13 protein-coding genes are annotated in these 12038 nt (G+C 74.6%); 8 read left to right on the plus strand and 5 right to left on the minus strand.

What is annotated here, in order from left to right; all coding sequences use genetic code 11:
* Positions 1 to 5 precede the first annotated feature (5 nt).
* Positions 6 to 911 carry an SDR family NAD(P)-dependent oxidoreductase gene (locus tag DER29_RS07795; protein ID WP_121396734.1) on the minus strand — a complete coding sequence of 302 codons (906 nt, stop codon included), beginning with the start codon at positions 909 to 911 and terminating at the stop codon, positions 6 to 8.
* Between the two features lie 120 nt (positions 912 to 1031).
* On the opposite strand from DER29_RS07795, the gene DER29_RS07800 reads away from it, so the two are divergent.
* Positions 1032 to 1565 carry a DUF4190 domain-containing protein gene (locus DER29_RS07800; protein WP_121396735.1) on the plus strand — a complete coding sequence of 178 codons (534 nt, stop codon included), beginning with the start codon at positions 1032 to 1034 and terminating at the stop codon, positions 1563 to 1565.
* A gap of 57 nt (positions 1566 to 1622) precedes the next feature.
* Here the strand turns inward: DER29_RS07800 and DER29_RS07805 are convergent, their stop codons facing one another.
* The gene (locus tag DER29_RS07805; RefSeq protein ID WP_121396736.1) at positions 1623 to 2579 is read right to left on the minus strand and encodes a CoA ester lyase; all 957 of its coding nucleotides are present in this window, start codon (positions 2577 to 2579) and stop codon (positions 1623 to 1625) included.
* Positions 2580 to 2698: 119 nt separating this feature from the next.
* Here DER29_RS07805 and DER29_RS07810 point away from each other — a divergent pair, with 119 nt between their 5' ends.
* The 6 genes from DER29_RS07810 (at position 2699) to DER29_RS07835 (ending at position 8630) form a co-directional block, all read left to right on the plus strand.
* A complete protein-coding gene (locus DER29_RS07810) occupies positions 2699 to 3523 on the plus strand; it encodes an SDR family NAD(P)-dependent oxidoreductase (protein ID WP_121396737.1) in 825 nt (274 codons plus the stop codon).
* 74 nt (positions 3524 to 3597) lie between these two features.
* A complete protein-coding gene (locus tag DER29_RS07815) occupies positions 3598 to 4326 on the plus strand; it encodes a GNAT family N-acetyltransferase (protein ID WP_121396738.1) in 729 nt (242 codons plus the stop codon).
* A 222-nt stretch (positions 4327 to 4548) separates the two neighbouring features.
* Complete coding sequence (locus DER29_RS07820; protein ID WP_121396739.1) at positions 4549 to 5643, plus strand: SagB family peptide dehydrogenase; 1095 nt, start codon at positions 4549 to 4551, stop codon at positions 5641 to 5643.
* The gene (locus DER29_RS07825) at positions 5640 to 6659 is read left to right on the plus strand and encodes an alanine racemase (RefSeq protein ID WP_121396740.1); all 1020 of its coding nucleotides are present in this window, start codon (positions 5640 to 5642) and stop codon (positions 6657 to 6659) included. Before DER29_RS07820 ends, DER29_RS07825 begins: the two co-directional genes overlap by 4 nt.
* On the plus strand, positions 6656 to 7903 hold the full coding sequence (locus DER29_RS07830) for an MFS transporter (RefSeq protein WP_121396741.1): 1248 nt from the start codon (positions 6656 to 6658) through the stop codon (positions 7901 to 7903). The genes DER29_RS07825 and DER29_RS07830 overlap by 4 nt, the downstream gene beginning before the upstream one ends.
* A complete protein-coding gene (locus DER29_RS07835) occupies positions 7887 to 8630 on the plus strand; it encodes a class I SAM-dependent methyltransferase (RefSeq protein WP_121396742.1) in 744 nt (247 codons plus the stop codon). Before DER29_RS07830 ends, DER29_RS07835 begins: the two co-directional genes overlap by 17 nt.
* 126 nt (positions 8631 to 8756) lie before the next feature.
* On the opposite strand, the gene DER29_RS07840 is transcribed toward DER29_RS07835, so the two are convergent.
* Complete coding sequence (locus tag DER29_RS07840; protein WP_370040050.1) at positions 8757 to 9728, minus strand: DMT family transporter; 972 nt, start codon at positions 9726 to 9728, stop codon at positions 8757 to 8759.
* Between the two features lie 97 nt (positions 9729 to 9825).
* On the opposite strand from DER29_RS07840, the gene DER29_RS07845 reads away from it, so the two are divergent.
* Positions 9826 to 10557 (plus strand): HAD family hydrolase, encoded by a 732-nt coding sequence (locus DER29_RS07845; RefSeq protein WP_121396744.1) that lies wholly within the window; start codon positions 9826 to 9828, stop codon positions 10555 to 10557.
* A gap of 23 nt (positions 10558 to 10580) precedes the next feature.
* Here DER29_RS07845 and DER29_RS07850 read toward each other — a convergent pair whose 3' ends face one another.
* The gene (locus DER29_RS07850) at positions 10581 to 11108 is read right to left on the minus strand and encodes a hypothetical protein (RefSeq protein WP_370040051.1); all 528 of its coding nucleotides are present in this window, start codon (positions 11106 to 11108) and stop codon (positions 10581 to 10583) included.
* Positions 11109 to 11163: 55 nt separating this feature from the next.
* Positions 11164 to 12033, minus strand: coding sequence for a PhzF family phenazine biosynthesis protein (locus DER29_RS07855; protein ID WP_121396746.1), 870 nt, complete (start codon positions 12031 to 12033; stop codon positions 11164 to 11166).
* Positions 12034 to 12038 lie beyond the last annotated feature (5 nt).

Consider the following 12038-nt stretch of genomic DNA (forward strand, 5'->3'; position numbering starts at 1 on the left):
GAGGATCAGCGGAACTCGGCCTCGCGGACGCTGTTGCCGCCGTCCACCACCAGCATCTGCCCCGTGATGTACGAGGCGGCCGGCGAGCAGAGGAAGGCGATCGCCGCGGCCACCTCGTCCGGTGTGCCGGGGCGGCCGACCGGGGTACCGAGGCCCTGCCTGATCTCCGCCACCGTGGAGGCCGCGGTGTGGATGGTGCCCGGCGCGACCGCGTTGACGGTCACTCCGTCGGCGATCATCTCCATCGCCAGCGCCCGGGTCAGTCCGACCACACCCGCCTTGGCCGCCGCGTAGGCCGCCTCGGTCGGCAGGGCGTTGACCGGCCCGGCGGTGGCCGACAGGTTGACGATCCGGCCCCAGCCCCGCTCGGCCATGCCGCCGATGAAGGCCCGGCTGCACAGGAACACGGTGGTGAGGTTGCGGTCGATCTCGCCGCGCCACTCGTCGTAGCTGAGCTGGGCGACCGGGCGCAGCACCTCGGGGCTGGCCCGGCTGGCCAGCCCGGCGTTGTTGACCAGCACCTCGACGTCCCCGAGCTGCTCGGCGACCGCGTCGGCGAGCGCGCCCACCTCCGACTCGTCGGTGAGGTCGGCGACGAAGCCGGTCACGCCCAGCTCGCCGGCCCGTTCGTGGATGCGTCGGGTGGTGGAGACGATGGCCACCCGGGCGCCGAGGTCGGCCAGCCGGCGGGCCGTCGCGTACCCGATGCCGTCGGGGCTGCCCGCCCCGGTGACCAGGGCGACCTTCCCGTCGAGCCGCATGGTCACCGGGTCCGGCAGCGGCGCGGGCTCGTCGGTGCCGGCGGCGCCCGGTTGGGCGGCGGCGCGGGTGCGCCGGGCCACGCCGGGGCGGCTCGCGTCCCGTCTCGGTCGGCTGCCGGAGCGGTCCGCGGCTCGCGCGTCAATCACCATGCCAGGATCCTGCCCGCTTCCCGGGGCGCGGGCAACGCGGCACACCCGGTGGCGACACCTCGGGGTTTGGGCAGGACTGACTACCCTGACGGGCGCACCCCGACCCTACGGAGCAGACGAATGACATATCCCCCGCCCTCCGGCGGCTGGAACGACCCGGCGTGGTCGGGCCAGCAGTCGAGCCCGCCCGCCGACCCTGCCCTCCCGGTGAGCGGTCAACCCGTCCCCGCCCAGCCCACCGGCGCCGACCCGTACGCCCCGGCGGACCCGTACGCCCCGGACCCGTACGCGGCCGGCGACCCGTACGCCGGGATGAAGCAGGCCTCCGGGCACCCCGCGCCCGCCGCCTACCCGCCGGCCTACCCGCACTACGGCTACGCCCCCGCGATGAAGACCAACGGCCTCGCCATCGCCGCCCTGGTGCTCGCGCTGGTCGGCATCGGCTCCTGCATCACCGCGCCGATCGGCGCGATCCTCGGCCACGTCGCGCTGAACCAGATCCGGCAGTCCGGCGAGGGCGGCGAGGGCATGGCGAAGGCCGGCATCATCGTCGGCTGGATCGTCACCGGCCTGTACCTGCTGGTGGTCCTCTTCTACGTGGCGATCATCGTCTTCGCGATCTCCCAGTCCGGCAACAGCAGCAGCAGCTACTGACGCGACGGTGCCGCCCCGGCGTGGACCGGGGCGGCACGGATGGTCGGAAGGGCGGAGCTACTCCGCCGGCGGGGTGAAGGAGGAGGTGCGGGTCATGCCCGCGGCCCGGCCCTTCGCCGCCACCACGAGGGCCATCTTGCGGGACGCCTCGTCGATCATCTCGTCGCCGAGCATCACCGCGCCGAGCCTGCCGCCCGCCTCCGACGTGTAGTGCTCGTACGCGTCGAGGATCAGCTCGGCGTGGTCGTAGTCGGCCTGGGCCGGCGAGTAGACCTCGTTCGCGGCGTCGATCTGGCCCGGGTGCAGCACCCACTTGCCGTCGAAGCCGAGCGCCGCCGAGCGCTTGGCCACCTCGCGGAACGCGTCCACGTCGCGGATCTGCAGGAAGGGGCCGTCGATGGCCTGCTTGTCGTGCATCCGGGCCGCCATCAGGATGCGCATGAGGATGTAGTGGTAGGGGTCGCCCGGGTAGTCCGGGATGAGCGCGCCGACCACCAGGGACTTCATGTTGATCGAGGCCATGAAGTCGGCCGGACCGAAGATGATGGTCTCGACCCGGGGCGAGGCGGCGGCGATGGCGTCCACGTTGACCAGGCCGGCGGCGTTCTCGATCTGGGCCTCGATGCCGATCCGCCCGACCTCCAGGCCGAGCGTCTTCTCCAGCTGGGTCAGCGTCAGGTCGAGCCACTGCACCTGGGCCGCGTTCTGCACCTTCGGCAGCATGACGCAGTCGAGGTTGGCGCCCGCCCCCTCCACCACGTCGATGACGTCGCGGTAGGTCCACGGCGTGGTCAGGTCGTTGACCCGGACGACGCGGGTCTTGCCCGACCAGTCGCCCTCGTTGAGCGCCGCGACGATGTTCTTCCGGGCGTCGGGCTTGGCCAGCGGGGCGACCGCGTCCTCCAGGTCCAGGAAGACCTGGTCGGCCGGGAGGCCCTGGGCCTTGCCGAGCATCTTGACGCTGGAGCCGGGTACCGCGAGGCAGGACCGGCGGGGGCGACCGACTGCGGCCATGGATGTGCTCCTTCCAGCGTGCGGCGGGCACGCCGACGTCACCTGACGAGGACTTAACGATCCCAAAGGTCTTTGTGACGCCACGGTAACCTCGTGCCGTGACCGGGGTGAATGAACCTGTGGAAGATCTCACTGGGCGTCGGCTCGTGGTGGTGACCGGGGCCAGTTCGGGCATCGGGCTGGCGACCGCCGTCGACCTGGCGCGCCGGGGTGACCAGGTGGTACTGGTCGGCCGGGACCCGGCCCGGCTCCAGGCCGCGGCGGAACAGGTGCGGGAGGCGTCCGGCGAACGGCCGGAGCTGTTCCGAGCCGACTTCGCGGTGTTGGACGACGTCCGCCGGCTGGCCGGGAAGCTGCGCGAGGCGTACGACCGGATCGACGTGCTCGCCAACAACGCCGGTGCGATCGCGCTCCAGCCGCTCACCACGGTCGACGGCTTCGAGCTGTCGATCCAGGCCAACCACCTGGCCCCGTTCCTGCTCAGCAACCTGCTGCGCGACCGGATCGGCCGGATGGTGGTGACGGCCTCCGGCGCGCACCGCAGTGGCGTGCTCGATCCGGCCGACCTGAACGCCCCGCTGCGCCGCTACCGGCCGATGCGGGCGTACGGCACCAGCAAGCAGGCGAACATCCTCTTCGCGGCCGAGGCGGCCCGGCGCTGGCCGGAGATCCCGGCGTACTCCTTCCACCCCGGGGTGGTGCGCAGCCGGTTCGGCAACGACAACCGACTGGTCGCCCTGGGCATGCGGATCCTGCCGCTGCGCAGCCCGGAGAAGGGCGCGGAGACGCTGGTCTGGCTGGCCAACCAGGACCCGGAGCGGCTGGTGACGGGCGGCTACCACGTCGACCGGCGGCTGCGCCGGCCGCTGCCCAAGGCGGCCGACCCGCAGCTCGCCGCCCGGCTCTGGACGGCCAGCGCCGACGCCGTCGGCATCCCCGGATAGCGGGACCGCCCGGCAGGTGGCGGCGTCGGATTTGCGGTGTCACCGGGGGCCGGGGCGCTGCGATACTCCGCCGCATGACGACCACGGGGAACGACGCCGGCGACATCCTGCGCGTGCTCGGCGAGGACAAGGAGCTTCCGGGCCGACTCGACGCCGAGTTGACCATCTTCAACAACCGGGCCACCGGCGCGGACGACGAGGCCACCCTCAACGTCCGGGTCGACGACGCCGACGGTGAGCTGGTGGCCGGCCTCACCGGCTGGTCCTGGGGCGGCTGCGCCGGGATCAACATGGTGTGGGTGCGGGATGACCGCCGCGGCGAGGGCTGGGGCGGCCGGCTGCTGCGCGCCGCCGAGGACGAGGCCCGCCGGCGCGGCTGCACGGAGATGTCGGTCTCCTCGTTCTCGTTCCAGGCGCCGGAGTTCTACCGCCGGCACGGCTACCTCGACACGGGCCGCCGGGAGGGCATCCCCGGCGGCCACGTCGACCACCACTTCTTCAAGTCGCTGGTCACCGACCCGGCCGCCGCCGTGCGCCTGGTGGCGCTGGTGGAGCTGGCCCCCGACGCGGTCGAGGCCGGCCAGCGGTACGAGGACGCGGTGCTCGGCCTGCTCGGGCGGCACGGCGGGCGGCTGGAGCGTCGGCAGCGCACCGGCGACGGGCGTACGGAGGTGCACCTGATCCGGTTCGACACCCGCGACGGCTACGACGGTTTCCTGGCCGACCCGGAGCGGGTGGCGCTGCGGGAGGAACTGGGCGACGCCGCCCCGACCACCCGGGTGCTGGAGGTCCACGAGGTCTGAACCGGCGCGGGAGCGGACAGGAGCGCTCCGCTCCGGGAGCTGTGTTCACAGTGGACGGTCTGATACGGTGCATCGCAGTGATCAACGCCGATTAGTGAGGGGAGCTCCCGCATGACCGAGCAGATCGAGGCCTTCGAGCCGGTGGCGTCCGACGACTACGACCAGGAACTGACCTGCCTGGAGCCTCCGGTCGAGGCCTGACCGGTCGAAGCCTGAGTAGTCATGCGTGTCCGTGTGTCGCGGCTGGTCGTCTTCCTGTGGCGTGACGGCCAACTGGTCTGCGACGACCCGCTGAGGCACCGGCAGTTCGCGTTGACTGTTGAGGCGGAGAGGCTGCTGCGCGACTACGCCGACTGGGCCGAGCTCGACGGCCGGCTCGCGCAGCAGCTCCTCGACGCCCACGTCCTCGTCGCCGAGGGCTCGCCGGAACACGCCCGGGAGGAACGCCTCGGCGCCTGGCGCGACCTGGGCCTGGCGGCCACCTACTACCACCTGGCCAGCCGCACGCTCGGCAGCGACGTCTTCCGCTCGGCCGCCGAGGACGCCGCGGTGCTCCGCGCCAAGACCGGCCAGCCGGAGCCGGTCAAGGAGTACGACGGTCCACGGATCGCCCTGCCCCCCGCCGACCCGCCCGCCGTCGACTTCACCGCGGTCCTCGACGCCCGGCGGTCGACGCGATGGTTCGACCCGGACCGCCCGGTGCCGCTGCCGGCGTTCGCCGCCCTGCTGCGCTGGACGGCCGGGATCCGCCGCGAAGTGGACGTCGCCGGAGTCGGTACGGCGCTGCTCAAGACCGTTCCCTCCGGCGGGGCCCGCCACCCGGTCGAGGTCTATCCGGTGGTCCGCGACGTCGAAGGGCTGGAGCCCGGCGTCTACCACTACGCGGTGCGCCGCCACGAGCTGGTGCGGCTCGCGCCCGCTCCTGGCGAGGACCAGCTGCGCGAGTGGTGCGGCGGTCAGCCGCACGCCGCCCAGGCCGGCTTCCTGCTGATGTACGCGGCGGTGCTCGACCGGACCGTGTGGAAGTACCCGGCCGCGCGCGCGTACCGTGCGCTCCTGCTCGACGTCGGTCACCTGAGCCAGACCGTGTACCTCACCGCGACCGCGCTCGGTCTCGGGACGTTCTTCACCGCCGCCACCCGCGACGCGCCCGTCGAGGACGCCCTCGGCCTGTCCTGGCCGGACGAGATCTTCCTCGGCGTGTCCGGCGTCGGCGTGCCGCACCCCGCCGAGCGGGACCGCCAGGCGGCGATGCTCGCTGGCGGCGACGCGGCGTTCTCCTTCCCCCCGGACGCCTGGCACGGACGGGGCGAATGACGCCCAGGGTGACCGTCGACCTGGCCCGACTGGACGCGAACATCGCGCGGTACGGCAGGCGCGCGGCCGAAGCCGGCGTCGCCGTACGCGCGCACGTCAAGGGGCACCGCAGTCCCGAGATCGCCGCCCGGCAGGTGGCCGCGGGCGCGGTGGGCGTCGCGGTCCACTCGGCGGCAGAGGCCGAGGCCTACGTCGCGGTGGGCGTGACGGACGTGGCGGTGGCGTGGCCGTGGCGCGATCCGTGGCGGTGGACCCGGTTCGCCCGGCTCGCCCGGCACTGCGCGGTCACGGTGCACGTGGACCACCCGGACGCGGTGGCCGGGCTCGGCGCGGCGGCCGAGGCCCACGGCGTCGAACTCGGCGTGCGGATCGAGGTCGACACCGGGCTGCACCGGGTCGGCGTCGACCCGGACGCGGCCGGGGAACTGGCCGCCACGGTCGCGAAGACCGGCGGGCTGCGCCTGGCGGGCGTGACCGGGTACGTGGGGATCGTCGATCCCGCCGCCGCGCACGACCGGGAGGATCTCGGCCGCCGCCAGGCGCGGCTGCTGGTGTCGGTGGCCCAGCGGATCCGCGCGGCCGGGTCGCCCTGCCCGGAGGTGAGCGTCGGGGGCACCCCCACCCTCGCCGGCGCGCTGGACGTCGCCGGCGTGACCGAGGTGTGTGCCGGGGCGTACGCGCTGCTCGACGGCGGGCTGGTCCGGCTGGGCGAGTGCGGTCCCGAGGCGGTCGCGATCGCCGTCGCCACGACCGTCACCGGAAACGACGGAAAGGCACTGCGCACCGACGCCGACGCGCTGCTCGCGGGCGCCGACCAGACCTGGATGAGCGGTGTCGTGATGACCGGGCCGGACGGCGCGCCGGTCGACGCGGACTCGGTGTCGGTGGGCGACGAGTTGCGGGTGCTGCCCGGGCACGTGTGCCCGGTGGTGGCCCGCCGGCCGCTGCTGCACGTGCTCGACAACGGCGAGCCGGTGGCGCGGTGGCAGGCACTGGTCCGCCCGGACCGGGCATGACCGACACCGTCGCGTCCGTGGACCGCCCGGCGGACCCACTGCGCGAGCGCCGGTTCGTCCTGTTCGCCACGGCCAGGACGATCTCCGTCTTCGGCAACGCGATGGGGCCACTCGCGCTGACCTTCGCCGTCCTCGACCTGCCCGGTGGATCGCCTCCGGCGCTGTCGCTGGTGCTCGCCGCGATCTCGGTGCCCAGGATCGCGCTGATGCTGCTCGGCGGCGTCATCGGCGACCGGCTGCCGCGTCACCGCGTACTCGTGGCGGCGGAGCTGATGTGCGGCACGGCGTACGGCGCGATGACCGTCCTCGTGCTGACCGGACGGGCGAGCGTCGCCGCCCTCGCCGTCTGTGCGGCCGTCGCCGGCACCGCCTCCGCCCTGCTGCTGCCCTCGCTCAACGGGCTGACCGCCGAACTCGTCGCGCCCGGGGCGCGGCAGCGCGGCAACGCCGTGCTGCGGCTGGGTACGAACACCGCCACGGTGGCGGGCTTCACCGCGGGCGGGGCGCTGATCACCTGGCTGGGACCGGGTTGGGCGCTGGCCCTCGACGCCGCGACGTTCGCCGTCGCCGCCGGACTTCTCGCGCGGCTGCGCCTCGCCGCGACCACCCGGACGGCCAGGCGGAACCTGCCCGCCGAACTCCGCGACGGTTGGCGCGAGTTCGTCCGACGGCGGTGGCTGTGGCAGATCGTGCTCTGCGCGGCCGTGATCAACGCCGCCGTCGGGGTCACCTTCGGGCTCGCGGGGCCGCTGCTCGCCAGAGCGCACCTGGGCGGCGCGGGCGCGTGGTCCGGCGTCCTCGCCGGGTACGCGGTGGGGATGTTCGCCGGCGTGCTGGTGGCGATGCGGATCAGGACGACCCGTCCCCTGCGTACGGCCGTACTCGCCGTGTCGATGCTGGGACTGCCGGCGTTGCTGCTCGGAGCCGGTGCCGCGCTGCCGTTCGTGATCCTCGCCGCCGTGCTGGCCGGGGTCGCCTTCGACGTCTTCGGCGTGCTGTGGGAGACGACCGTCCAGTCCGAGGTGCCGACGGAGGCGATGTCCCGCGTGAGCGCGTACGAGTGGCTGGGGGCGGTGGGACTGGGACCGCCGGTCATGATCGCCGCCGGTTTCGTCGTACCCGGGATCGGCGTGCGGACGACCCTGCTCGGTCTGGCCGCGGTGATCTTCGTCGCCGCGCTCGTCCCATTGGCCAGTTCCCCCGTCCGGCACTACGAAAGGCAACTCGATGGCCGAGTACGTTGACGCCTTCGTCACGGCGTATGACCGCTTCTGGGCGCCGTACCCCGAGCGGATGGGCGACGCGTGGCTGCGGCTGCACGCGCACGTGGCACCCGGAGCCGAGCGGAGCCTGCTCGACGTCGGCTGCGGCACCGGCATCGTGGCCGCCCGGTTCGCCTCCGCCGGCTACCGGATCGTCGGCGTCGACGTCTCCGAGGCGATGATCGCCCGCGCGCGCGAGCGGCTGGCCGGCACCGACGCGGTGCTGATGGCCGCGGACGCCGTGGACTTCGAGGTGCCGCGGCCCTGCGCGTTCGCGGTCTCCACCTACGACATCGTCAACCACGTCGGCGGGATCGACCGGGTCCGCGCCTACCTGCGCCGCGTCCACCGGGCGGTCGCCCCGGGCGGATGGTTCGGCTTCGACATGTCCACGGTCAAAGGACTTTCCGCCGACGTCCCACCGGTCAGCCGGCAGGACGAGGCCGTCTCGGTCGTGGTGGCCCGGGGTCCGCTCGACGGCGATCGCCGCCCGCTGCACGTCACCGGTGAGCTACGCACCGACGACGGCCGCGCGACCCCCTTCGCCACGACGATCACCAACACCGCCCATCCCGTGGCCGACGTGCTCGCCGCCCTGGCGGACGCCGGCTGGGTGACGAGCCACGTCGCCGCAATCGACGACCTGCTCACCCCGGTACCGGACCCGGAGGCGCTGCCCCGGGTCGCCGTGGTCGCCCGACGCCCCTGACGGCCGCCACCCGGCCCGCCGCCGGCGCGCCCGACCGCGAGGGGCCGGGGCGGCCGGCCCCGCGTGTGGGTGGCCCGGTCGGGGACGCCGGTGTGCACGCGACGCCACCACCCGCGACCGCGCGGGTCAGCCGGGCGGCGGGCCGGCGTCGGCGGGGACGGTGGTGGCGAGCCCTCGGACGCGGCGGGCCGCGCGGGCGCCGCCGAGCACCACCACCGCGACGCCGGACAACAGCAGCGCCAGCCCGACCAGGGCGGTCACCCCGGGCAACTGCCCGAGCCAGGCCCAGCCGATCAGGGCCGCGCCCGGGGCTTCCAGCAGGGCCAGCACGCTGACCGTGGTCGCCGAGACCTTCTTCAGCGCGAAGTTGAACATCGAGTGCCCGAGCAGCTGGGCGCCGGCCACCAGGGCCAGCACGACGAGCCAGGTGTCGGCGTCGAGGCCGGTCAGCGGCACCCGGCCGACCAGGCAGACCACGAGCAGGACCAGGGCGCAGACCCCGTAGCAGATGGTGGTGTAGGTGGTCGTGCTGATCGTCGTACGGGCCCGCTCGCCGAGTGCGGTGTAGACCGCCGCGAACAGGCCGCCGGCCACCGCGAGCAGGTCGCCGGCGACGGCCCGGCCGGAGACGGCGAAGTCCGCCCCGGTCGCCACGCCCGCCCCCGCGACCGCCACCCCGATGCCGACCCAGACGACGCCCGGCAGCCGGCGGCCCTGGGCGCGGGCGATCAGCCCCTGCCAGACCGGCTGGGTGGCGCACAGCGCGGTCGCCGCGGCGACCGAGGTGAGCTTGGTGCTGGGCATCCAGGTGGCGAAGTGCGCGGCGAGCGCGACCCCCGACAGCACGCAGTAGAGGCCCTCGCGCCGCCCGGCGCCGACCGTCAGCGACCGGAACTCGGCGCGTCGCCGGGCCACCGAGAAGGGGCCGAGCACCGCGACCGAGAGCAGGTTGCGCCAGAACGCGACGGCCAGCGCCGGCGCCGCCGCGAAGGCCACCAGCGGCGCGGACGACGAGACGGCGACCACGGCCAGGACGACCGCCCCGGTGGTCACCGGGTCGAACGGCGGGCGGTGCGCTGCGGGGGACACGAGGAGCAATCCTCACACGTCAGGAGTCGCCACGTAACGTCAGCACTCCGTTACGATCATGCCTGTCCGCGCCGGCGATTCCCCTACCGCCCGGAGGCGCTCCCCCATGCCCACGTACCAGGCGGTCCTGTTCGACTTCTTCGGCACGCTGACCCGTTCCGTCCAGCGGGGCGCGGCCCACCGGTCGACCGCCGAGCTGCTCGGCTGCCCGCCGCACACGCTCGTCGACGTGCTCGACCGCACCTACTACGAGCGGGCCTGCGGGCGACACGGCAACGCCGAGGCGACCCTGCGCTGGGTCTGCGAGCAGGCCGGCGTGCACCCGTCCGACGACGCGGTCCGCTCGGCGGTCGCCTCCCGCCACCGGGCCGTACGCGCCGACACCCGGTTGCGGGACGAGGCGGTGCCGACGCTGGCCGCGCTGCGCCGGCTCGGCCTGCGCACCGGGGTGATCAGCGACTGCACGCACGAGCTGCCGGCGTTCCTGCCGCAACTGCCGATCGCCCCGCTGCTCGACGTGCGGGTCTTCTCCGTGCTGGTGGGGCGCTGCAAGCCGGACCCGGCGCTCTACCAGGCGGCGTGCCGGCGGCTCGACCTGGCGCCGGCGGACTGCCTCTACGTCGGCGACGGCGGCAGCCAGGAGCTGACCGGGGCGGAGCGGGCCGGGATGACCGCCGTGCGGCTGGCCGCACCGGACCTGGCCGGTCACATGGTGTTCAACGCCGACGCCGCCTGGAACGGGCCGGTGCTGCGCTCGCTCGACGAGGTGGTCGGCCTCGTCGACCGGGCGCCCGTGCCGGCGGTCGCACCCGTGCCGGCCGGTTGCCTCTCCGCGTGAGCCCGGGCCCGGGGCCGGGTGCCTCAGCGGCGGCGGACCCGGTGCAGGCGGAACGGCTTGCGGGTCGCCCGGACCGCCGGCGTCTCGCGGGGCACCTCGGCCAGCGAGTCCGCGGGCAGCCCGGCGCCGGCGACCGGCTCGCCGGCCGGCTCCAGCCGGTTCACCGCGCAGCCGTCGGCCGCCCAGCGCTCCACCAGCTCGGCCGTGGGCCCGGGCGCGTTGAGCCGCTTCGCGGCCACCAGCGGCGCGGTGGTCTCCCAGTGCTCGGTGCCGGGCGCCAGGCGGCTCACCCGGGCCGGCCAGGTGACGATCCGCCCGCCGTGGTCACCGCGCAGGGTGACCTGCGCCTCGGTCGCGTCGGCCAGGCCCGGGGCGGACTGCTCCCCGGGGCCGCTGACCACGAAGAGCGCCCCCTCCAGGGGCAGGCACCACAGCGCGAGCGCCGGCCCGCCGGGCACGCTCACCCAGGCCACGGCCGCCTTCTTCATCGCCTCGTCGACCAGCGGCGTGCTGGTCCGCTCCGCGTCGGTCACCCTCGCATCCTCCCGCATCCACCCCCGTCCCGTCAGCGCCGCCCGCCCGGGCGGGCGGCGCGGATCGCCGAGGTCAGCCGACGAACGGGGGAACGGTGATCTCGCCCCGGGCCACCGGCACGACGTGGCCGGCCACGGTGGCGCCCACCGCCTGACCGTCCGCGGCGGTCACCGTGCAGGCCAGCACGGACGGGCGGTTGATCTCGATGCCCTGGTGGACGGTGTACTCCGCGCGCCCGTCGGCGGGCAGCAGGCCGCTGGCGACCAGCCACACCCCCAGGCCCAGGGCGGCCGAACCGGTGGCCGGGTCCTCCGGCACGCCGAGCCCGGGAACGAAGACCCGGGCGTGCGCGGTTTGGGCGGCGGCGTCCCAGGAGAAGACGCTGACGTGCTCCACTCCGTACCGCTGTGCCGCCGCCGCGTTGACCCGGGCGCGGGCCACCGCGTCCGGGCGGACCGGGAGGTACGGGAACTCCAGCCCGCAGCCGGCCACCCGGGGAGCGGGGCCGACGTGGTCGCCCGCGGTGAGCCCGGCCATCTCCAGCAGCGGCTCCGGGTCCAGCTCGGGGCCGAGAGTGGGTACGCCGCCGGTCAGCGTCGCCCCGGTGGCGGTCACCTCGACGGGCAGCACGCCCGCCCCGCATTCCTGAGTGACCTGCCCCTCACCGAACATGCCGCGGCGGCGGGCGGTCACCGCCGCGCCGACGCTGGGGTGACCGGCGAAGGGCAGTTCCTCGGCCGGGGTGAAGATGCGGGCCCGATAGGTGGCGCCGACCTGTGTGGGCGGGAGCACGAACACCGTCTCGGAGAGGTTGAACTCCAGCGCGAGCGCCTGCATCTGCTCGGTGGCCAGCCCTTCGGCGCCGAACACCACCGCCAGCGGGTTGCCGGCGAACGGGCGGTCGGTGAAGACGTCCACGATCTCGTAGGCCAAGGTCGACATGTTGA

It is taken from the genome of Micromonospora sp. M71_S20 (assembly GCF_003664255.1).
In the GTDB taxonomy this organism is placed as follows: domain Bacteria; phylum Actinomycetota; class Actinomycetes; order Mycobacteriales; family Micromonosporaceae; genus Micromonospora.